The sequence below is a fragment of the Priestia sp. TGN 0903 genome (assembly GCF_050846855.1).
GTDB lineage: Bacteria > Bacillota > Bacilli > Bacillales > Bacillaceae_H > Priestia > Priestia zanthoxyli.
The window spans coordinates 219,727-242,758 of record NZ_JBOZGL010000002.1; the positions used below are offsets into that span (position 1 = coordinate 219,727).

General features: G+C 38.3%; 18 protein-coding genes and 1 riboswitch. Of the genes, 13 read left to right on the top strand and 5 right to left on the bottom strand.

The features are described from left to right. Nucleotides 1-58: 58 nt before the first annotated feature. The 5 genes from mutS (at nucleotide 59) to spoVK (ending at nucleotide 7,064) form a co-directional block, all read left to right on the top strand. A complete protein-coding gene (gene mutS / locus ACRPLY_RS07505; RefSeq protein ID WP_028411377.1) occupies nucleotides 59-2,716 on the top strand; it encodes a DNA mismatch repair protein MutS in 2,658 nt (885 codons plus the stop codon). An 18-nt stretch (nucleotides 2,717-2,734) separates the two neighbouring features. After that, nucleotides 2,735-4,612 carry a DNA mismatch repair endonuclease MutL gene (gene mutL / locus ACRPLY_RS07510; RefSeq protein ID WP_028411376.1) on the top strand — a complete coding sequence of 626 codons (1,878 nt, stop codon included), beginning with the start codon at nucleotides 2,735-2,737 and terminating at the stop codon, nucleotides 4,610-4,612. A gap of 100 nt (nucleotides 4,613-4,712) precedes the next feature. Beyond that, nucleotides 4,713-5,663 (top strand): tRNA (adenosine(37)-N6)-dimethylallyltransferase MiaA, encoded by a 951-nt coding sequence (gene miaA, locus ACRPLY_RS07515; protein ID WP_098112974.1) that lies wholly within the window; start codon nucleotides 4,713-4,715, stop codon nucleotides 5,661-5,663. A 32-nt stretch (nucleotides 5,664-5,695) separates the two neighbouring features. Continuing rightward, nucleotides 5,696-5,920: an RNA chaperone Hfq gene (hfq, locus tag ACRPLY_RS07520; protein ID WP_013058791.1), complete on the top strand. Its 225-nt coding sequence runs from the start codon at nucleotides 5,696-5,698 to the stop codon at nucleotides 5,918-5,920. Between the two features lie 205 nt (nucleotides 5,921-6,125). Beyond that, nucleotides 6,126-7,064 carry a stage V sporulation protein K gene (gene spoVK, locus ACRPLY_RS07525; protein WP_223546698.1) on the top strand — a complete coding sequence of 313 codons (939 nt, stop codon included), beginning with the start codon at nucleotides 6,126-6,128 and terminating at the stop codon, nucleotides 7,062-7,064. 31 nt (nucleotides 7,065-7,095) lie between these two features. Here the strand turns inward: spoVK and ACRPLY_RS07530 are convergent, their stop codons facing one another. Beyond that, entirely contained in the window at nucleotides 7,096-7,707 is a 612-nt protein-coding gene (locus ACRPLY_RS07530; RefSeq protein ID WP_013058789.1) for a trimeric intracellular cation channel family protein, read from the bottom strand. 277 nt (nucleotides 7,708-7,984) lie between these two features. Between ACRPLY_RS07530 and hflX the strand changes: the two genes are divergently transcribed. The 7 genes from hflX to ACRPLY_RS07565 all read left to right on the top strand — a co-directional run bounded on the left by hflX (nucleotide 7,985) and on the right by ACRPLY_RS07565 (nucleotide 17,895). Further along, a complete protein-coding gene (gene hflX / locus ACRPLY_RS07535; protein WP_016765352.1) occupies nucleotides 7,985-9,247 on the top strand; it encodes a GTPase HflX in 1,263 nt (420 codons plus the stop codon). A 14-nt stretch (nucleotides 9,248-9,261) separates the two neighbouring features. Beyond that, nucleotides 9,262-10,524 (top strand): aminotransferase class I/II-fold pyridoxal phosphate-dependent enzyme, encoded by a 1,263-nt coding sequence (locus tag ACRPLY_RS07540; protein WP_033579808.1) that lies wholly within the window; start codon nucleotides 9,262-9,264, stop codon nucleotides 10,522-10,524. Between the two features lie 181 nt (nucleotides 10,525-10,705). Next, on the top strand, nucleotides 10,706-11,113 hold the full coding sequence (locus ACRPLY_RS07545) for a MerR family transcriptional regulator (protein ID WP_014458504.1): 408 nt from the start codon (nucleotides 10,706-10,708) through the stop codon (nucleotides 11,111-11,113). Between the two features lie 83 nt (nucleotides 11,114-11,196). Continuing rightward, nucleotides 11,197-12,531 (top strand): type I glutamate--ammonia ligase, encoded by a 1,335-nt coding sequence (gene glnA, locus ACRPLY_RS07550; protein WP_013084732.1) that lies wholly within the window; start codon nucleotides 11,197-11,199, stop codon nucleotides 12,529-12,531. 912 nt (nucleotides 12,532-13,443) lie between these two features. After that, the gene (locus ACRPLY_RS07555; RefSeq protein ID WP_028411373.1) at nucleotides 13,444-14,484 is read left to right on the top strand and encodes an N-acetylmuramoyl-L-alanine amidase; all 1,041 of its coding nucleotides are present in this window, start codon (nucleotides 13,444-13,446) and stop codon (nucleotides 14,482-14,484) included. A 191-nt stretch (nucleotides 14,485-14,675) separates the two neighbouring features. Further along, nucleotides 14,676-14,819, top strand: a riboswitch (cyclic di-AMP (ydaO/yuaA leader). A gap of 162 nt (nucleotides 14,820-14,981) precedes the next feature. Further along, the gene (locus tag ACRPLY_RS07560; protein ID WP_028411372.1) at nucleotides 14,982-16,808 is read left to right on the top strand and encodes an APC family permease; all 1,827 of its coding nucleotides are present in this window, start codon (nucleotides 14,982-14,984) and stop codon (nucleotides 16,806-16,808) included. Between the two features lie 109 nt (nucleotides 16,809-16,917). Then, nucleotides 16,918-17,895 carry a cation diffusion facilitator family transporter gene (locus ACRPLY_RS07565; protein WP_028411371.1) on the top strand — a complete coding sequence of 326 codons (978 nt, stop codon included), beginning with the start codon at nucleotides 16,918-16,920 and terminating at the stop codon, nucleotides 17,893-17,895. 39 nt (nucleotides 17,896-17,934) lie between these two features. On the opposite strand, the gene ACRPLY_RS07570 is transcribed toward ACRPLY_RS07565, so the two are convergent. Genes ACRPLY_RS07570 through ACRPLY_RS07580 form a run of 3 tightly spaced genes read right to left on the bottom strand, consistent with a single transcriptional unit; the run spans nucleotide 17,935 to nucleotide 20,827 of the window. Beyond that, complete coding sequence (locus ACRPLY_RS07570; protein WP_155017477.1) at nucleotides 17,935-18,912, bottom strand: glycosyltransferase family 2 protein; 978 nt, start codon at nucleotides 18,910-18,912, stop codon at nucleotides 17,935-17,937. Continuing rightward, a complete protein-coding gene (locus ACRPLY_RS07575; RefSeq protein WP_028411369.1) occupies nucleotides 18,909-19,301 on the bottom strand; it encodes a GtrA family protein in 393 nt (130 codons plus the stop codon). Before ACRPLY_RS07575 ends, ACRPLY_RS07570 begins: the two co-directional genes overlap by 4 nt. Before the next feature lie 20 nt (nucleotides 19,302-19,321). After that, complete coding sequence (locus ACRPLY_RS07580) at nucleotides 19,322-20,827, bottom strand: ArnT family glycosyltransferase (RefSeq protein ID WP_028411368.1); 1,506 nt, start codon at nucleotides 20,825-20,827, stop codon at nucleotides 19,322-19,324. A 282-nt stretch (nucleotides 20,828-21,109) separates the two neighbouring features. On the opposite strand from ACRPLY_RS07580, the gene ACRPLY_RS07585 reads away from it, so the two are divergent. Further along, on the top strand, nucleotides 21,110-21,310 hold the full coding sequence (locus ACRPLY_RS07585) for a hypothetical protein (RefSeq protein ID WP_223546232.1): 201 nt from the start codon (nucleotides 21,110-21,112) through the stop codon (nucleotides 21,308-21,310). Nucleotides 21,311-21,377: 67 nt separating this feature from the next. Here ACRPLY_RS07585 and ACRPLY_RS07590 read toward each other — a convergent pair whose 3' ends face one another. After that, nucleotides 21,378-22,823: a hypothetical protein gene (locus ACRPLY_RS07590; protein WP_034270839.1), complete on the bottom strand. Its 1,446-nt coding sequence runs from the start codon at nucleotides 22,821-22,823 to the stop codon at nucleotides 21,378-21,380. Between the last annotated feature and the right edge of the window lie 209 nt (nucleotides 22,824-23,032).

Here is a 23,032-nt window from a genome sequence, read left to right on the forward strand (position 1 = left end):
CTTATGTTATAATACGTGTAGCAAAAACGCACAACTAGATGTGGTATGGAGGAATAGTATGGCAGCGTATACGCCAATGATACAGCAATATTTGAGAATTAAGGCAGAGTATCAAGATGCCTTTTTATTTTTTAGATTAGGTGATTTTTATGAAATGTTCTTTGAAGATGCTACGACAGCTTCTCAAGAACTTGAAATAACATTAACAAGTCGAGACGGAGGAGGACAAGAGCGAATTCCGATGTGCGGGGTTCCGTATCACTCTGCTCCTACGTATATCGAGCGTTTAATTGAAAAGGGATTTAAAGTAGCTATTTGTGAGCAGGTAGAAGACCCTAAGCATGCAAAAGGTGTTGTAAAGCGAGAAGTGGTGCAGGTGATTTCACCCGGAACACTGATGAATGAACGCGGACTGCATGAAAAGGAAAATAACTATATTTGTTCTGTTACTGCGTTCGAGGATCAAACGTTTGGTCTTGCTCTTTCTGATTTGTCTACAGGAGAAAACAGCGTAACGCTTGTTAGTTCATTTCACGATATCGTCTCAGAGATTTATGCAAAAGAAGCAAAAGAAGTCGTTGTAAGCTCTGAGTTTCCTGCTGACTTATTACAAACACTAAAAGAGCGCATGACGATTACCATTTCTTATGAGAATAGTACAGATCAAGTAGAAGGACTAGATTATTTAGTAGAGTCGCTTCAGCAGCAAAAGCTTATTACAACGTTTGCGCGTATTCTTCAGTATTTAACTCGCACGCAGAAGCGTTCGCTTGAGCACTTACAGCCCGTGCAGTTTTATCAAATCAATGAATATATGAAAATTGATTTGTTCTCTAAGCGAAACCTAGAGTTAACCGAAACGATTCGTTCAAAAGGAAAGAAAGGCTCGCTTCTATGGCTATTAGACCAGACCGTTACGGCAATGGGCGGCCGTTTATTAAAAAATTGGATTGACCGTCCGCTTTTAAAACAAGCGGATATTGATAATCGTTTGAATATGGTAGATGTCTTAATGAAACAGTTTTTTGAACGAGAAGAACTGCGTGAGTTGTTAAAAGACGTATATGATTTAGAACGCTTAGCTGGTCGAGTAGCTTTTGGGAATGTAAATGCTCGTGATTTAATTCAATTAAAAAAATCATTGCAAAATGTGCCTCATATTCAAGAGGTTGTGAATCGTTTGAATCATCCTTATGCCACAAAGCTTGTTGAAGACATTGATCCTTGTGAGCGATTAGCTAATCTTCTTGAAAGAGGATTAAAAGAGCACCCTCCTTTGTCAATTAAAGAAGGAGACATTATTAATGACGGCTATCATGAACAGCTTGATCAATACCGAGATGCAAGCCGAAACGGAAAAACGTGGATTGCGTCACTTGAACAGCAAGAGCGTGAGAAAACAGGGATTCGCTCACTGAAAATTGGTTATAATCGCGTGTTCGGCTATTATATAGAAGTAACGCGGGCAAATCTGCATCTTTTGCCTGAAGGAATGTATGAACGAAAACAGACGTTAACCAATGCAGAACGTTTTATTACGCCTGAGCTGAAAGAAAAAGAAGCGCTGATTTTAGAAGCGGAAGAGAAAATTGTAGAGCTGGAATATGAATTGTTTTTACAAATTCGTGAAGAAGTAAAAGCATATATTCCAAGGCTGCAAGAACTTGCTAAAAAAGTAAGTGAGCTTGACGTACTGCAGTGCTTTGCAAAAATCAGTGAAGAACGTCATTACACTAAGCCTATTTTTTCAAGTGAAGACATTTCGATTCAAAATGGACGCCATCCAGTAGTAGAAAAAGTAATGAATTCGCAGGAATATGTGCCAAACGACTGTCAAATGACAGATGATAGTTCAATTTTACTGATTACAGGACCAAATATGTCTGGTAAAAGTACGTACATGCGTCAGGTCGCTTTAACGGCGATATTAGCTCAAATTGGCTGTTTTGTGCCAGCTGACGAAGCGGTTCTGCCGATTTTTGATCAAGTGTTTACACGTATCGGAGCAGCTGATGACTTAATTTCAGGTCAAAGTACGTTTATGGTCGAGATGCTAGAAACGAAGAATGCAGTGACAAATGCCACTCAGTCGAGTCTGATCCTGTTAGATGAAATTGGACGGGGCACGTCTACGTATGACGGAATGGCTCTTGCTCAAGCAATTATTGAATACGTTCATGAACATATTGGCTGTAAGACACTATTTTCTACTCATTATCATGAATTAACCGTACTCGATGAGTCGCTTCCTGCGCTTAAAAATGTTCATGTAAGCGCGGTTGAAAAAAATGGGAAAGTCGTCTTTTTACACAAAATCAAAGATGGTGCCGCAGATAAAAGCTATGGTATTCACGTAGCGGAACTAGCAGAACTTCCAGATCCGCTTCTGGAGAGAGCTCGCGTCATCTTACACGATTTAGAACAATTTTCTGAGCGTGAACCTGTACGTCAGGCTCCAAAAAGAGAAGAGATAACACAACAAGTTCCACAAGAAGGTGCTTCTTTGGTTCAAGAAGAACGTGCAGATCGTAAAAAAGCAGATGAAGCCAATCAGCTTTCGTTCTTTGAAATAGAAGAGAAAAAAGAAAAGCCTGCGCTTTCAAAACGTGAAAAAGCAATTATCGATCGTTTAAAAGAGCTCGATATTTTAGAAATGACGCCTTTAGACGCAATGAATGCGATGTATGAACTGCAAAAATCATTAAAAAAGAAATAGATTGAGAGGAGTGAGTCTGTGGGTAAAATTGTGCAGCTTTCAGACGAACTTTCAAATAAAATTGCTGCCGGAGAGGTTGTTGAACGACCTGCTTCGGTGGTGAAAGAACTAGTCGAAAATGCTATTGATGCAAACAGTACAGTTATTGAAATTGAACTAGAAGAAGCTGGGCTTTCAAAAATTCGTATATTGGATAATGGAGACGGCATTGCTTCTGAAGACTGCTTGACCGCTTTTAAAAGACATGCGACAAGTAAAATCAAAACAGAACAAGATTTATTTCGAATTCGAACGTTAGGATTTCGCGGTGAAGCTTTGCCAAGTATTGCTTCGGTTTCAATGCTTGAACTCAAAACGAGTACGGGAGAAGAAGCCGGCACTCACCTTAAACTTAGAGGCGGAGAAATCGTTCATCACGAATTAACGTCAAGCCGAAAAGGTACCGAACTTGTTATTGAAAACCTATTTTTTAACACACCTGCACGTTTAAAATATATGAAGACGGTAAACACGGAGCTTGGTAACGTAACGGATGTCGTCAATCGCCTTGCGATGTCTCATCCTGAAGTTTCAATTCGGCTGATGCATCAAGGAAGACAGCTTCTGTATACGAACGGAAGCGGAGATGTGCGCCAAGTGCTTGCAGCTATTTATGGAATGGCAGTCGCCAAAAAAATGATTCCGATTAACGTTCAGTCTCTTGATTATGAAGTGAATGGTTACGTTGCCCTTCCTGAAATTACACGAGCTTCTCGCAACTATATGTCCACCATTATTAACGGTCGTTTTGTTAAAAACTACGGGTTGTTAAAAGCGGTACAGCAGGGCTATCATACCCTTTTACCTATCGGCCGTTTTCCAATCGTGTTTTTAACCATTACAATGGACCCTTTGTTAGTGGACGTGAATGTTCATCCAGCGAAACTAGAAGTGCGTTTAAGTAAAGAAGCGGAGCTGTTTGAGCTTATTGAACAAGGAGTAAAAGCTGCTTTTAAAAAGCAGCAGTTAATTCCGGATGCTGTAGTACCAACCAAGTCAAAATCAGCTGTGCAGCCAACTGAGCAGCAGACCTTTACATTTGATCATCAGTCTAAACCGTCTGGCTATCAGCCGTCTGATACGGTTCGCGAGCCTAGCTTTAAGGAGACTACCGCTCGTGTAGACGAGATCATGCCGCCTGTTAAAACAGAGGTCATACGTCAAGATGAAGAACTTGAGCCAACGTTTCGAGAAATAGAACACTATGAAGAATCGGTGGAAGAAAACGCACCTATTCCAGAACCAAACCGTTCAGCCAAAGAACAGCCAGAACCGCGTGTTCCTGCGATGTACCCAATTGGACAAATGCACGGAACGTATATTTTGGCACAAAATGAAAAAGGATTATTTATTATTGATCAGCACGCGGCGCAGGAGAGAATTAAGTACGAATATTTTAAGCGAAAGCTTGGAGAAGTAGATTCAGAAGTTCAAGAACTGCTTATGCCGCTTACGCTAGAGTTCTCGGGAAATGAAGCCTTGATTTTAGAAGAATACAAAGACATGCTTGCTGAAGTAGGAGTCTTTTTAGAACCGTTTGGACAAAACTCCTATATCGTTCGTTCACATCCGCAGTGGTTTCCAAAAGGAGAGGAACAGGAAACCATTGAAGAAATGATTCAGCAAATCTTTACGATGAAACGAGTCAATATCGAGAAGTTACGAGAAGAAGCGGCTATTATGATGAGCTGTAAAGGATCGATTAAAGCGAATCATCATTTGCGAAACGATGAGATTTTTGCTTTACTTGAAACGTTAAGAAAAACAACGGATCCATTTACGTGTCCGCACGGACGACCAATTATTATTCATCATTCGACGTATGAAATGGAAAAAATGTTTAAGCGAGTGATGTAAGCAATGCGGCTAGCTGCAGCTAGCCGTTTTGTTGAATAAATCATGACCATTTGGATAAAATGGAATGATGTGAATGCCTATAGATGAAAGTAGTGTTGTTATGACGGGAGAGAAACCAAAACTTATTGTCATTATTGGACCAACTGCGGTTGGTAAAACAAAATTAAGCATTGAACTTGCCAAACAGTTAGACGGAGAAATTATTTCAGGTGATTCGATGCAAATTTATAAAGGGATGGATATCGGAACAGCAAAGGTGTCAGAAGAAGAGATGCAGGGTGTTCCCCATTACCTGATCGATATTAAGGAGCCGGATGAATCGTTTTCTGTGGCAGAATTTCAAGAGATTGTAAGAAAACAAATCGATGATATTCATGCTAAAGGAAAAATGCCGATGATTGTTGGAGGGACGGGTCTTTATATTCAATCCGTTATTTATGATTATCAGTTCACAGAAACGCCTAGTGATGAAAAAGTTCGTGAACGAATGGAAGTATTTATTAAAGCTCATGGCATTGATCCCCTGTATGAGAAGCTCAAAGAAATTGACCCAGACAGTGCGGCTGCTATTCATAAAAATAACCATCGCCGTGTAATTCGAGCGCTTGAAGTTTATGAAGTAACCGGCAAAAAATTCAGTGACTATACAAAAGAACAGTCGCAAGAGTTATTATACGATGTAACCATTATTGGACTTACAATGGATCGAGACGTATTATATGAGAGAATTAATCACCGAGTCGATATGATGATGCAGGCTGGACTGCTTGAGGAAGTCAAATCATTGTACGAAAGTGGTCTGCATGATGTACAATCAATTCAAGCTATCGGCTACAAAGAGCTTTATGCTTATTTTGAGGGACGCTGTACGCTCGAAGAAGCCGTTGAACAGTTGAAACAAAATTCACGCAGATATGCAAAGCGTCAGTTAACATGGTTTCGAAATAAAATGCCTGTAAAATGGATAGAGATGGAAGTTGACAAATTTCCCGAAAAGTTTGCTGAAATTTTTACATATATTGCAGGAAAGCTGAAGAAAGAAGCGAATTAAGTAAACAGATAGAGAAACGAGGAGGCCGAATAATGAAACAATCAGTTAATATTCAAGATCAATTTTTAAATCAATTACGTAAAGAAAATATCTATGTGACGGTATTTCTTTTAAATGGTTTTCAATTAAGAGGACTAATTAAAGGATTTGATAATTTTACTGTGCTAATTGAATCTGAAGGAAAACAGCAGCTGATTTATAAACATGCGATTTCGACATTTGTACCAAATAAAAATATTACAGTAGAACTTGAATAGAGATTAAAGAGAAGCATCCGCATATTCGGATGCTTTTTTTATGTAAATAAAGGCTTAGAAAAGTTTCTTAACATTGTTTTTACTCATTGAACATAAACCTTATAATAGACGATTATTTCTTCGGTAATAAGAGATCATTGTCTTCGTATCGTTCATCGCATGCAGCTATGCGATACAGAGAAGTGGGATGAAACGAGAGGTGAACATGGTGGAACAGCCGATAACTCTTAAAAATAATGGGCAAATTAATATCATTTTAAATAATGAAACAAAAAAGGAAAAATCGTATACGACATCAATTCCGCGTCCTGCCAAAAAAGCTGTGATAAATCATGAGCCGCTTCGGGAAATTGAACGAGAAATGAGCGGACTGGTTGGAATGGAAGAATTGAAAAAAATGATAAAAGAAATATATGCGTGGCTATATATTAACAAAAAAAGAGAGGAACAGGGCTTAAAAGCGGGAAAGCAGGCGCTGCATATGATGTTTAAAGGAAATCCAGGAACAGGGAAAACGACGGTAGCCCGCCTGCTGGGTAAATTATTTTTGAATATGAACATCTTGTCTAAAGGACATTTAATTGAAGCAGAGCGTGCAGATTTAGTTGGAGAATACATTGGTCATACCGCTCAGAAAACGAGAGATCTTGTAAAAAAAGCGCTTGGAGGTATTTTATTTATCGATGAGGCTTATTCTCTTGCAAGAGGGGGAGAAAAAGATTTTGGAAAAGAAGCGATTGATACATTGGTCAAACATATGGAAGATTCAAATGATAAGTTTGTATTGATTTTAGCTGGTTATCCAAGAGAAATGGAAAATTTCTTAAGTCTTAATCCAGGGCTGCGCTCTAGATTTCCGTTTATTTTTGATTTTCCGGATTATGATGTTAATGAACTGATGGACATTGCGGGTCACATGATGAATGACAGGCAGTATCAGTTTAGTACAGAGGCCTATAAAAAGCTAAAAGATCATTTTATGGACGTGAAGTACAATCAGACGCCTAGGGATTTTAGTAACGGTCGATATGTGCGAAACATTATTGAACGTTCCATACGTACTCAATCCATGAGGCTTTTAGAAGAAGAAAGCTTTGAACGCAACGAGCTTTTAACTTTAACGTCAAGCGATATTCAGCTGTGAAAAAAAGCCTTTCGTCATGAAAGGCTTTTTTCTACATATTTGGTTGTCGAATCGTTTTAATCGGCAGGCGCCATTTGTAAATGTATGAACACATCCGAAGGCCTACAAGCAAGATAAATAACGTATAAAGTTCTACAGGCGTGTTAGTAATATGGAGCCCTACGCTAAATCCTGCGATAATCGCCCATACGGCATAAATTTCATCTTTAAGAACAGTAGGCTTTCGGCGTGCTAATAAATCTCGGATAATCCCCCCGCCGCTTCCTGTTAAGACCGCAGCTACAATAACCGCGCTAAGCGGATGATTCATATGAGTGGCATAAAGCGCTCCTTGAATCGCGAATGCTGCAAGGCCAATGGCGTCCGAAAAATTTCCCCATCGCTTCCAATGTTTTAAGATATTGTTTGGAAATAAAAAAGTGGCAGTGATAGATAATAAAGCAATTTGAAAAAAGAGTCCTTGTTCCCAAAGGGCAGACACCGGTACACCGATAAGCAGGTTTCGAATGGCTCCTCCGCCAAAAGCCGTTACGATTCCGAGTATGTAAACGCCTAAAATATCATATTCCTCTTCCATCGCAATGAAAGCTCCGCTGATTGCAAAAGCAATCGTTCCAATAATGCTAAGTACGTCCCAAGTCATGATGCTATCCCCTTTATTCTGTTTTCACCAAGTAGCGACTATTATTTTAAAATCAGGCAGCCTGATTCAAATTTCGATAAGTAAACCAATTCAAATTGTATACAGAATTTCGTGATATTTCAATGTTTTTTTAATCATCGTTTTATAGATTTTAAAAAGGGTGTTAAACTAGTAAAAGACAATGTATTCTGTCTCTTTTGCAAAGATGGAGAAATGGAGATTTTTTTGATATGATATGAATGATTTGTCAATTTAATAGTAAGGGAAGGAAAAATCTTTGACAGCAGAAATGAATACTGAACTTGAACGCGTAATTTTAGTCGGATGTCAGCTTCATGACGATGACGAACGTTTTGAATATTCAATGGATGAGCTAGCATCTTTAACTGAGACTGCAAAAGGCGAAGTGCTGGTAAGGTTAACGCAAAAGCGCGATCGTATTCATCCAGCTACTTATATTGGAAAAGGGAAAGTAGAAGAACTTGTGGCTCTTGAAGAAGAGTTAGAGCCTGATTTAATTGTATTTAATGATGAATTGTCACCGAGTCAAATCCGCAATTTGTCAGCAGGGTTATCTGCGCGTGTTATTGACCGCACGCAGCTGATTTTGGATATCTTCGCACAGCGTGCTCAAACGCGAGAAGGAAAAATGCAGGTGGAACTTGCTCAATTAAATTATCTGCTGCCTAGGTTAGTAGGACAAGGTACCGCTTTGTCGCGTCTTGGAGGCGGAATTGGAACAAGAGGTCCTGGTGAAACGAAACTTGAAAGTGACCGCAGACATATTCGCCGTAAAATTGATGAAATTAAGCGTCAGTTAAAGACAGTGGTAAGTCACCGCGAACGTTATCGAGAAAGACGTAAGCGTAATCATGTCTATCAAATTGCAATTGTGGGCTATACGAACGCTGGTAAATCAACGATCTTTAACCGCTTAACAGAAGCTGGTATTTTTGAAGAAAATCAGCTGTTTGCAACTCTTGATCCAACGACAAGACAGTATACGCTTCCGTCAGGATTAACGGCGCTGTTAACGGATACGGTTGGATTTATTCAAGATCTTCCAACAACGTTAGTAGCCGCGTTCCGTTCAACACTTGAAGAAGTAACCGAAGCTGACCTTGTTCTGCACGTGGTAGATTCATCTAATCCAGATTACAACAACCACGAAAAAACAGTGCATCGCTTACTAGAAGAGCTGAACGTAACGGACATTCCGATGCTGACAGTTTACAATAAAGAAGATATGCAGCATGAACTATTTGTCCCATCCGCTTCAACATCGTTATCAATGAGCGCTTTTAAAGCTACGGATTTAGTGAAGCTTGGGGAAAGAATTCAAGAAGAAATGAAAAAAGAAATGGCGTTTTTTCATGTGCTGCTGCCGGCTTATGAAGGAAAAATGCTCGCTGAACTAAAAACGGTCTCTATTCTTGAGTCGTTAAAGTTCAATGAAGAAACTGAGAAGTATCAGTGCAAAGGGTATATTGCAAAAGAGCATCCCCTTTACAAAAAGCTACAAACGCTTGAAGAAAGTTGAGGAACAAAGAAATGATGTTTGATCAGTTAAAAAACGGGGCACGCATTCGGGAACTTGCTGCAAAAGTAGAAAAGCAGATTAAGCCCGTACATGAGAAAATTGACGAGCGTATTGAAGCAAATCAATTTCGAGTGCTGCAAAGCTTTCAGCAAAACCGAGTGAGTGATTCACATTTTAATCCGACAACGGGGTATGGCTACGACGATCTAGGCCGCGATACGTTGGAGAAAGTATATGCGGACGTTTTTGGAACAGAAGCATGTCTAGTGCGTCCGCAAATTATTTCAGGCACGCATGCAATCGGCATTTCGCTGTTTGGTGTACTGCGTCCTGGAGATGAACTATTATATATAACCGGAAAGCCTTATGACACGCTTGAAGAAATCGTTGGCATACGAGGAAGCGGTGTAGGTTCTTTAAAAGAATATAACATTAGCTATAAATCAGTAGATTTAACTGAGGAAGGTCAAGTGGATTTTGAAGAAGTGAAAGCGTCTATTCATGAGCATACAAAGATGATAGGCATTCAGCGTTCAAAAGGGTACGGCATTCGTCCTTCTTTTACAGTCGCGCAAATAAAAGAAATGATTTCGTTTGTAAAGAGCATTAAGCCTGACGTTGTTGTATTTGTTGACAACTGCTACGGTGAATTTGTAGAAACAATCGAGCCAACGCATGTAGGAGCAGATTTGATGGCGGGGTCGCTTATTAAGAACCCTGGTGGAGGTCTCGCTAAAATCGGTGGCTATATTGCAGGACGAAAAGACCTAGTGGAAGCTTGTTCATACCGAATGACAACTCCTGGAATCGGTGCAGAAGCTGGAGCGACGCTGTATAGCTTGCAAGAAATGTATCAAGGGTTCTTCTTGGCGCCGCACGTAGTAGGTCAAGCTTTAAAAGGAGCGGTTTTCTCATCCGCTATGTTTGAAGAGCTTGGTATGCAAAGTGAACCGAAGTGGGACAGTGAACGAACAGATTTAATTCAATCCGTTCAGTTTGATGACCGCGATAAAATGGTGGCTTTTTGTCAGGCAATTCAATTCGCTTCGCCAATTAATTCACACGTAACGGCGTATCCTGCTTATATGCCAGGGTATGAAGATGATGTAATTATGGCAGCAGGAACGTTTATACAAGGAGCGAGCCTCGAGCTTACGGCAGATGGTCCTATCAGGCCGCCTTATGTCGCTTACGTGCAGGGCGGATTAACATATGCTCATGTAAAAGTAGCAATATGCATGGCGGTAGATCAATTACTGACAAAAGAACTTTTATAAGATAGAAAGATTATTTCTCCCCGTTAAGAAGGAAAAAATAAGCTATAAAAATAAACGAAGTGCTATTTATTTGTATAGAAAAAATGTTCAGAAAAATTTATGTTAGAATTACTAACATTCGGTTGACAGGTGAACTAACATAGCATACAATGTAAATAGTTAATCCAAAGGAGGAACTGAAATGAGTGACAACATTCGAAGAAATACGCCACTTTTCCCGATTGGAATTGTGATGCAGTTAACTGAGTTGTCTGCTCGCCAAATTCGCTACTATGAAGAACATGAATTAGTTGCACCGGTAAGAACAGAGGGAAATCGACGACTATTCTCATTTAACGATGTTGATAAGCTGCTTGAAATCCGCGATCTAATCGAACAAGGTGTAAACTTAGCAGGTGTAAAACAGCTGTTTCATCTTCAAAAGGAGCAAAAAGGGCATAAGCAAGAAGAAAAAGTTGTGGCAGAAACAGCAAAGCCAGAATTAACGGACGATGAGTTGCGAAAAATGCTTCGTGCAGAACTTATGCAAGCAGGCCGTTTTAATCGAGCAACTTTAAATCAAGGAGATATGTCCAGGTTCTTTCATTAATAAAGTTATCAATATTTATGCCGTTCGTATATGAGGGGTATAGATTATAAATATTATATAGAGATTTAGGGGAGGATCACACGATGGCAAAGTACACAAAAGAAGATATTTTCCGCAAAGTTCAAGAAGAGAATGTAAAGTATATTCGTCTTCAGTTCACTGACATTTTAGGAACAATTAAAAACGTTGAAATTCCAGTAAGTCAATTAGAAAAAGCGTTAGACAACAAAATGATGTTTGACGGTTCTTCTATTGAAGGGTTTGTACGTATTGAAGAATCAGATATGTACCTATTCCCGGATATTGATACATTTGTTATTTTCCCTTGGACATCTGAAAAAGGTAAAGTAGCACGTTTTATTTGTGACATCTACAATGCAGATAGAACTCCGTTTGATGGCGATCCACGTAATAACTTAAAACGTGTGTTAAAAGAGATGGAAGAGTTAGGATTTACTGATTTTAACCTTGGACCTGAGCCAGAGTTCTTCTTATTCAAATTAGACGAAAAAGGTGAACCTACATTAGAATTAAATGATAAAGGTGGCTACTTCGACTTAGCGCCAACTGACCTTGGTGAAAACTGCCGTCGTGACATCGTATTAGAGCTTGAAGAAATGGGCTTTGAAATTGAAGCATCTCACCATGAGGTAGCTCCTGGACAACACGAGATCGACTTCAAATATGCTGCTGCATTAAAAGCTTGTGATGATATCCAAACGTTCAAACTTGTTGTAAAAACAATTGCACGTAAACATGGCTTACATGCTACATTTATGCCAAAACCATTATTTGGTGTGAACGGTTCAGGTATGCACTGTAACGTTTCGTTATTCAAAGATGGCCAAAACGCATTTTATGATGAGAACGGTAATCTAGAGCTAAGTGATACTGCTCGTCAATTTATCGCAGGTATCATCAAGCACGCACACAGCTTTACAGCAGTAACAAATCCTACTGTAAACTCTTATAAGCGTCTAGTACCTGGATATGAGGCTCCTTGTTATGTTGCATGGTCTGCTCGCAACCGTAGCCCATTAATCCGTATCCCAGCTTCTCGCGGCGTAGGAACTCGTGTTGAGGTACGTAGCGTAGACCCAGCTGCTAACCCATATTTAGCAATGGCTGTTCTATTAAAAGCTGGTTTAGATGGAATCAAGAACAATCTTGAAGCTCCAAAACCTATTGATCGTAATATCTATGTAATGACAAAAGAAGAGCGTGTTGAAGAAGGTATCGTAGATTTACCTGCAACATTAGCTCAAGCTTTAGATAGCTTCCAATCAAATGAAGTTATGGTTTCTGCATTAGGTGAACACTTAGCAGAGCACTTCGTTGAAGCGAAAGAAATCGAGTGGGATATGTTCCGTACACAAGTTCATCCTTGGGAACGTGACCAATACATGAGCCAATATTAATTTTTAAAAGTCGGAGAGATCGTTTGTACGTTCTCTCCGACTTTTTTGTTTTTCACAATGAATAAATAACATTCTACATACGTAAATTGAATAATATAGCTTGTTTATAAAAAAGCTGCCTGTCGTATAATTTACAGGGAGCTTTTTTATTGTTTTGTTACATACAAGAAAGAATTTGTTTACATGAATCAAAAAGGATGAGCTTTTTGTCTCATTGAATCTATAAGTAAAAGTAGTGTATAACAGATAGTGAGATTGTTTATGTGTTCACTCTGCACTGTATTTCAGTATAACTTCAGAGAGTTTTCAGCCAATCATAGTATCGTTAGAAAATACTGTTGGAGAGGAATGTAATAAAAATGAAAGAAGGAAATTTCTTTAAAGGTTTAGTGATAGGGATATTGATAAGCATTCCAATTTGGATTATTCTCATTGTTGTAGGCGTTCTGCTTTTTAAATAGGTCCTAACGTTATAAATAATAGACCCTCCTGATCTATTTAATCAACCAGAATAGAATTTGGACCAAAAGTATGTTAGGGGGAGGGAACCGCACGATGAATTGTGCGGATTTTTTTATTGGTAGGATGAACGTAGATTTCATCTATTTAGTTGCTTCTAGCAGTTGATTGGAGGGACTCCTGCGAGAAAAGTGGAATAGGTGAGACTCCGCAGTAGCGCACGCGACGAGGAGGCTCACCACCCCCCCGCGGAAAGCGAAGCCTCGCACGGAATTCAACAGCGATGTAACAAGCCATCCATACTAGCGCATTTATCCCATTTGTTCGTTTTTAGGTTGAAGTGATTTCGTTATGTCTCAATCTCCTTTTTTAGTAATTTTTCACTAAGTAGGCTAGTATACGTAGCACTTTTTTCCCTCATGCATATGTTAACAATAAGGAGGGACAAGTAATATGAAAAAAATTTATCTTGATGCAGGACATGGTGGGGCAGATGCAGGAGCAGTTGGAGCGAATGGACTGTATGAAAAAAACTTAGTGTTAAAAATTCAACAATATTTAATAAGCTATTTAAATAGCACTTACAGTGACTTTACGATTAAAACCACCCGTACCACAGATACTTTTTTATCGTTATCTCAGCGCGCTTCTCAAGCTAATTCGTGGGGGGCAGATGCATTTATGTCTATTCACGTAAATGCCGGTGGAGGAACAGGATACGAAGATTATGTTTATAGAAGCGCTAGCAATGCTAGTAAAACGTTTCAATCGATTGTGCACGGGCAAGTACAGCCAACGCTGCTGTCGTATAATCATCCGAATCGTGGACGAAAATCGGCCAATTATGCGGTGCTTCGCTTAACAAATATGCCTGCAGTACTAACTGAAATAGCTTTTATTGATAGGAGCGCCGATGCAGCACTTCTTCAAAATGAAGCTTTTTTAAAAAGCATGGGTGAATCGTATGCAAAAGGAATTGCCGTATATTTAAATTTACCTCGTCGTGCAGTTCCAAATCCATCGCCATCTCCAACACCGACACCAAATCCATCACCTTCTGAACCAGGTGAAAAAACGTATACAATTAAGCAAGGAGATACGCTGTACAGTATTGCACAGAAGTACGGCATAACAGTACAGGAGCTTCAAGAAGCGAATACAGGGCTTTCTGATCCTTTAACACTACAGGTTGGAAAAACAATTGTTATTCCTTCAGGAACTTCACCAACACCTACTCCAACACCACCTTCTGAACAATATCCACTTCCCAATGGAATTTTAAAACAAGGCGATTCTGGAGAAGCAGTGAAACAGCTTCAAAGAGCATTAAACGCGGTTAGTTTTAAAGTAGGGTCAGTAGACGGAATATATGGAGTACAAACGAAAGATGCAGTCAGACGTTTTCAGCTTGTGTATCTTCCTTATGATGTAGATGGCATTTATGGTCCTCAAACGAAAAACAAGCTAGCAGCCGTTTTAAAAGCAAAAAGTTAAAGAAAGCAGGTCTTCTGTAAGCAGGCAGAAGGCCTTTTGTTTTCCCCTTAAAAGCGCCTTAAGTACTATTTTATCGTTTACGTAAAATAATGCTTTACAAACCATTTGTACGGGAGTATATTATCTAAGAACAAAGGATAGTTATGAAAGAAACATGTTATCGATCATACTCTTTAACCGAAAATTATATTGACCTGTTATCGCTTAATTCGTCAGAAGTGGGGGACCCAAATTTGTGCATTGTCACTTGGGGTGAATCCTTTTTTTTAAAAGGTAGGGCTACTCTCATAGCCCGAATCCGACAGCTAACCCCATAAGCGTTTTGGAGAGGAGGTTTAAGCTGTGTAAAAACGCTGAGAACCCTTAGTGTTTTTTTTGTGCGCTTTTTTAACATAAAAAGGTATTTTTTAGGGATAATATCACTTATTCATGAACTTGTAACGGAGCTTAGCAACGAACAGTGAATAGTAGCTAAGCAATCATCGGAGGGAAATTACGTGAACTATTCAGTTCTCAAGAGATTATTGATTGGAAAGCCGCTCAAAACAAAAGAGTTAGGCGATCAAAAGCTTAGTAAGCTTAAAGCGCTGGCTATTTTATCATCAGATGCCTTATCTTCAGTGGCTTATGGAACAGAACAGATTTTGATTGTCCTTGCAACAGTGGGCGTGCTTGCCTATTGGTATTCGATTCCAATTGCGATTGGGGTATTGGTGCTGCTGACGGCTTTAATTCTTTCATATCGTCAAATTATTTATGCGTATCCGCAAGGCGGAGGAGCTTATATTGTTTCGAAAACCAATTTAGGAGAAAATCCTGGACTTATCGCTGGGGGATCACTGTTAGTAGATTATATTTTAACAGTTGCCGTGAGTGTTTCAGCAGGAACCGATGCTTTAACTTCGGCTTTTCCAACGCTGCATCACTATAACGTAGTAATTGCGTGTTTGCTGGTGATTTTTATTACGGTTTTAAATTTACGAGGTGTAACAGAATCCGCTTCTGTCTTAGCTTATCCGGTTTATTTATTTGTTATTGCTCTTATTTTGTTAATAGCGGTGGGCTTCTTCAAAATAGTGACAGGTCAAGTTTCACCTGAGCTTCATACATCTCTCGGTACCGTGGTGCCAGGTATTAGTTTGTTTTTATTATTAAAAGCTTTTTCATCAGGCTGTTCGGCATTGACTGGTGTAGAAGCTATTTCAAATGCAGTGCCTAACTTTAAAGATCCAGGTGCAAAAAATGCTGTTCATACATTAATGCTGATGGGCGGTATTTTAGCCGTTTTATTTTCTGGCATCACGTTTTTAGCTTATTGGCTTGGCATTTCTCCAAAAGCAGATGAAACGGTTGTATCACAAATTGCATCGAGTGTATTTGGACGAAATGGATTTTATTATTTTATTCAAGGTACCACAGCTCTGATTTTAGTGCTAGCGGCGAATACAGGTTTTTCAGCTTTCCCTTTGCTTGCCGTAAACTTATCGTCTGATAAATACATGCCAAGAATGTTTCAAATTCGCGGCGATCGACTAGGCTATTCAAATGGAATTGTGACCCTTGGAATTGCTTCTATTGTCTTACTTGTCGCCTTTAAAGGAGCGACGGAACAATTAATTCCTCTTTATGCAGTTGGAGTGTTCATTCCATTTACGCTTTCTCAAACAGGCATGATTGTCAAATGGCTTAGAGAAAAGCCGGCCGGCTGGCAAGGAAAGCTAACCATTAACTTAATTGGTGCCCTCATTACCTTAACGGTGCTAATCATTTTGTTTACAACGAAGTTTTCACAAGTATGGTCCGTGCTCGTTTTCTTACCGGTTATCGTTTATATTTTTCATCGCATTCATACGCATTATGAAGCGGTAGGAGAGCAGCTTCGTATTAAGCAAGGAGAAAAGATTGGAAAGCTTGAAGGAAGTGTGGTCATTGTTCCTGTAGCAGGAATGACAAAGGTAGTGGAAAATTCATTGAACTATGCAAGAACGATTGGTGATACCGTTATTGCGGTGCACGTTGCTTTTGACCGAGAAAGCGAAAAGAGAATGGAAGAGAAGTGGGAAAAGTGGCAGCCTGATATTCGTATTGTTACGTTTCATTCTCAATACCGCAGTCTTGTGCGTCCGCTGTTTCGATTCATCGATATGGCTGAAGAAAAAGCCCGTGAAAATAATATGGCTATTACGGTTGTTATTCCGCAGTTCATCACGAAAAAAAGCTGGCAAAACATCCTTCATAATCAGTCCAGTCTGCTGTTAAAAGCACATTTGCTTTACCGTAAAAACGTAATCGTTACAACGGTACCTTATCGTTTTAAAAAATAATGAAACATGACTAAAAACCTCCAACTTATATGTTGGAGGTTTTTAATTTTTAAATTCACATACACTAACCATAATTGAATCTCATCAAAGGCACAAACGGAGGGATTGCATGAGTGAATTAATTAAGTTATTGCGAAAAGGAAATAAATCGGCCATGATGGCCGCTATAGTTAATACCATTATATCCATTATTAAAGGGATTGCTTTTGCTTTAACGGGAAATGTAGCGATGTTTGCTGAAACGATGCACAGCTTAGGGGACGCAGCAAATCAGTTCTTTGTTTTTATAGGTTCAGCATTAAGCAAAAAAGCTCCGACCAAACGATTTCCAAACGGATTTGGACGATTGGTTAATCTCGTTTTATTAGGGGCGGTTCTTGTAGTAGGAATTATGGCATTTGAAACGATTAAAGAAGGGTATCATCATATTCTTCATCCGACGAAGTCTTCAGGCTTTATTTTAAATATTGCAGTACTTGGCATCTCGGTATTACTTGAGATGTTTGTCCTCTTTAAGGCAATGAAAGAAATTTTGCACGATGTCGGAATGAATACTGCAGAGGTCAATGTTTTTACGCAAAGCTTTGTTCATCTAAAGAAAGCAAAGCCAGCAACTAAGCTTGTTTTTATGGAAGATCTGGTAGCTACTGGAGGAGGCGTATTGGCTTTAATCGCCGTTTTTATTTCGCGGTTTACGCCTTTTCATCAAGCTGAAGGAATTGCTTCTATGCTAATTGGTCTTATGATGTTTTTTGTAGTAGGACGAGTATTTTTAGATAACGCTGCCGGAGCGCTTGGTGAAGCAGATAAAGAAATGGAAATGAAAATTGGCGCCATTGTTATGCAAGATGTACAAGTGCGTGATATTCAAACGTTAATGGTGATGAAAGAAGGAGAAGAGCTTCACGTTGAATTAAAAGTAGAAATTGATCCTTCTTTAACAGTAGCAGAAGCGGATGATATTAAAGATCGTCTCGAAAATCGTATTTTACAGGAAAAAGGAATAACGGATGTCATTATTGAATTTGATGAAGATGATGGAATTCCTGACTGGGTGACAAGCGATTTACAGCTTCAAAAAGAATAAAAAACAAGGAAGAAAACAGTTGTTTTCTTCCTTGTTTTTTTAGCTATATACTTTTTCACGCACGTTTTGAGAATCTGTTGAAGCCGCAGAAAAGTTAATAGTTTCACGTACAACGTAAATAGGTCTATTTTTACTTTCATCGTAAATTCTTGCGATGTATTGTCCCACTAGACCTAAACCAAGTAGCTGAATACCGCTAAAGAAAGTGATAGCTACCATAATCGAAGTCCAGCCAGGCTGAATATTTTCACCTATCAGCCAAACAACAATCGAATAACTTAAAACGAGAAGTGATACAAAAACTGATAACAAGCCAATAACCATTACTAAACGTAAAGGTTTCGTTGAAAACCCAATAATTCCATCTGAAGCAAACTTGATCATCTTTTTTAAAGGATATTTTGTTTCACCAGCAAAACGCTCATCGCGCTCATATTCTACATATGTTTGCCTGAAGCCGACCCAAGACATCATTCCTCTTACGAAACGATTGCGTTCAGTCATTTTTTTGAATACGTCCGCAACTTTTCGGTCGATAATACGAAAATCTCCCGTGTCTTTTGGGATTTCAATATCGGACATATAATTTAAAAAGCGATAAAAATACTTAGCCGTTGTCAATTTAAAAAAGGTCTCTCCGCTTCGCTTCTTGCGCTTTGCGTATACAATTTCATAGCCTTGCTGCCATTTAGCAATTAATTCAGGAATCATTTCAGGCGGATCCTGTAAGTCAGCATCAATAATTACGATAGCATCACCTTGAGCATAGTCAATACCTGCTGTGACGGCAGTTTGGTGCCCGAAATTACGGGCAAAATCAATAATTTTTACGTTAGAATCCATAGCTGCTACGTCCTTTAAGATTTCAATTGTTCGGTCTGTACTGCCGTCATTGACGAAAATGAATTCATAGTTAATGTGATTTTCATGCATGACGGAAAGCAAGCGATTATAGCATTCATTAGCTACTTCTTCTTCAAAATACATAGGTACCACGATTGAAATTAGTTCTTTCATGCTTTACCTCCTATCGAGTGATTGTTTGTGTGCTTAAACGTCCATATTTTATTAAGAAAAAAATTAAAAAACATTCCTATACAAGTAGACAACAGTTGTCCAATTATCGGATTAGCAGGTGTATAGTGTACAAGAAGGAATAAGCAAGATGTATTAATTGCTAAAGTAATAAGGTTTACGATGAAAAATTGAGCTAACATCCATTTATGTACAGTTGCTTGAAACACCCACGATTTGTTCCAATAGTAGCTGTTTATGACGCCAATGAAATAGGATAGTACGTTAGCCAATATATAATTCATATCAAAATGAATCAGTGCTAAGTAACTGATAATAGTGAGCAGGGTATTCATTATACCTACAAATCCGAATTTCAGGAATTTTATCACGGTTGCATAATCCCTTCCATTTAATTTATCTCTTCACATTTTGCCTGGGTCTTATTTTTAGTAAACCGTACTAGTAAATAAGATAGAATCACTGAAATACCAAACCCTTCGAGCAGCATAAAGCTTGGGAAAATAAAGAATCGATAGCGAGTTTGAATTTCAATAAGCAAGTGAATAAGAACGTATCCTATGATTAGTAATAAAAACAGTGTATACGGATATTTATCCTGCTTCTTCAGGAATAAACATATAAGTCCAATAATGGAAAGAATAGTAGTTGAAACGTAAATGATTCTTTCATAACTTTGAGCAGCACTAATTAATTTCTCTTTATTAAAAGGTACATCTTCTTGAGGAGTTAATGAAATACTCCAAAATGTAGATGCATCCGTTCCTCCCCACATATTCAGGAATTTAATGTGAAAGAGATCTAAAAGTTGCTCTTTATCTGCTACTCGCTCTTTAATTACTTCTTTTTCTGCTTCAGCTCGTTTTTCTCCAATTGGCATACCCATAAAACGACTAGCATCCTCTGAAGAATAAGAACCGCTTGTTTCATAATTAAAGCCAATAACGAATTTCCATAAAGGATCTCTGTTACTTAAAGGATATTTAGAAATACCGCTCGCTACAAAAGAGTAGTTGATCAGCGCATTTGCAATAAAAAAAGTAGCCAGTACGCCTACGAGGTTTTTTCCTATTTTCTTTCGACGAGTTTTTAACTCAGCAGCATCCTTCGCTTTAATGTAAGGTTGAAGAATTTGCAAGATGAAATAAATGAAAACAGCAACGATAATAATGGGTCCCAGAGGGCGCATTAAATTTCCTAACGACAATAGAAGACCAATATAAAGCCAGCTAAACTTGTTATGAGCAAATCTTTTTATAATAAGGTAAAAAGCTGCATAAAATAAAAAAGTAGCTAAATGCTGATTGGTTAACACTGAGCTGTAGAGAATGTTCGGAATGTAGAACGCATATAGGAAAGCTGCCATTCTCCCAGCAAGTTCGTTAAATACTTTAGCGCCAATTAGATAAATAAAAATAACGGTTCCAGTAGAATAAAAAATATTTAACAATTTTAATGTAAAAATGCTATCTCCAAAACAGCGAATAACAATAGATTCATAGAATGAAAAGCCTAGCTGATATACCCATGTAGTGAAATAAACGCTTTGGTTAAATTCATAATTTCCTTTTGCGATATTACGTGCGGCATCTAACATGACAAGAAAGTCAGATTTTACAGGTGTTTGAACAGAAAGCATCCATGCTAATCGAACACCTAAGGTCAAAACAATCAGTGAAATAAAAAAAACAGTTTTGTTCATGTATCTACTTGCAATAGCTATTAGAAAAATGACAAGGAAAGTGATACATATTCCTTCAATAATAAATGAATTACTTAAAGCCAAGCCTTTTAAGTCCAATGAATTTGTCATCGCACTATAACTGCCCCATAGAGACCATGTAAGAATCATGACACATAAAAGAATCAGGCTTTTGGATAAAAATGAGTTAAGCATATTACCTCCTGCAAATTATTTCAAAGATAAGGTACAAAATTCCTACCCTATGATACCATATTTTATTATTTTGTATATATTTTTCTTATAGAGTATAATGTTAGATTGTTCTGAAATTACAACAGCGGCACAACGTGTAATAAAAGGTTCAGTGGAGTAGGCAGTGATTTAGTAATAGATAAAAGAGGTTGGGAAAAAAGGATTTTAGTCGAAGCGAAAAACGAACCATTAATCATCATGTTTGATTAGTGGTTCGTTTTTTATGGTGCACGTAGGTTTCATTTGTTTAGTTCTTTCCAGCAGTTGATTGGAGGGCAAGACGAAGACTCCTGCGGGAAAAGCGGAAGGGGTGAGACCCCGCAGGAGCGCAAGCGACGAGGAGGCTCACCGGCCGCCCGCGGAAAGCGAAGTCTTGCACGGAAATCAACTGCGATGTCACAAGCAATCCCTGCTAGCTTATTTATTTCATTTGTTTCCCTTTAGACTTGCTTGGTTTAGTTATGTCTCAATCTCTTCTTTTTTATAATGTATTTTCTGATGCGAACAGCTTTTATGTTTTAAATCGATCTTTTAATAAATTCCATAGGGAACTCACTCCGAGACTAATGCTGATCAGAATTCCTGATAAAGCTACTATTAAAGCGATATATTCAAAGATAGAAAACTGCTTCATACTATCCCAATTGATGTTTCCCTTTAGCTTGCTAATAACTAAATTCATTCCGTAAATACCGGAAAGAACGGTATAAATCGTTAAAATTAATAATAAGTAATTGTGACGCTTGGCCGCGATTTTCTCTTGATTTTGATACAAAGTACCAAGGGTTTCTTTGACTTCTTGATAAAGAGAATTGATGTGGAAGATTTTTTTAAAGAGCTCAGAAAACTCTTGACCTTCCGTGCGAGAGCTAATTTCTAAAAATAAATATTTACCTGAAAATACAGTAATAGAGCGAATTAGTCGCTCGATGCCCTCTGAATTTTTATGAAACGTGAGCTGAGAATACTCATAGGATAGTTTTAGCAACACGATTTTATAGAAAAAATGCAAAAATAAATTATAGTAATGTTGGCCAAATAGATGATTCATCAAAAGCTGATCCGTTTTAGAGTCTGTCGATTTAGAAATACACGAAAACACATGGTCTGTTATAACGTAATAGGTTTCAGGAGCCCATCTGGAATACACGTGTTTGGTATTATACGTTTTAATATACTCATGGTTGTGTGCAGAGATAAACGGTTTCCCGTCAGGCGTATAGCTATTTAGCTGCCCAGTACGAAATAAAGTTGTGGAGTTAATCTCTTGCTCTTGATTTACCGTTACATAACTTAATACAAACATCCGTTCATCGATAAAATAAGGAAGACTCCCGACGTGCTGTTCACGCGTCGCTTCTTTTTTGATGTGTTCGTTCAAAAATGGCGCGAGCTGTGAAAAAATATAATCCTGTACTTTGCTATAGCGATGATGTTCATAGGTAATGGTGGATCCATGCTCTTCAGCAAGCTTCGGTTCTAATACACGAAAATGATTCATGAATTCTAAAATGTCATCATAGGTGTAATGATTATGACTCATCTCAGTGCGAATGGTCATGACGCCAATTTCAAAAGGACATAAAAAAACATCCACAGACAGCACGTTGCTAGACACGGTGGTGGAGGAAGTTTGTAGCGTAACGGTATGGTCTATTTTTTTTGAAAATCGAAGCAAGCCTTCTTTTTCGCACGAATCAGGAAATAGAATACATTCAATGTAAGGAAGAAAATATTGATCCAAGCTATCATGAGATACGTAATACTGTTCTCCGTAGTATTCTTTTTCTACATGTTTGTTTTGAATGGAAAAAAACTCAAACATATTTGCTTCTAGTGCATGAACAAGCTGCTCTTTATTTTTTCGATCAAAGGAAAAAGGAAAAAGAAACATGTTCATTGCTTTGGTAGGCATAATAGTTTGAAATGGTTCTGTTTTCCTTGGTGTATTGGTCATAAACTACATCCTTCTTATAGTCGGTTGTATTTTTTTTGAGAGTCGAAAAAATGCAGACAGAAAGTAAAAGGTAAAACAGGCTTTATAAAAACCGCTCTACCTGCCTGTAATGATTCGACGTATCATTTATAATATGCCAATTTTTTTAGAAAACAAACGTAAAAAACCAACTAACATCATGATTAGTTGGTTTTACATACAGTGTGTGA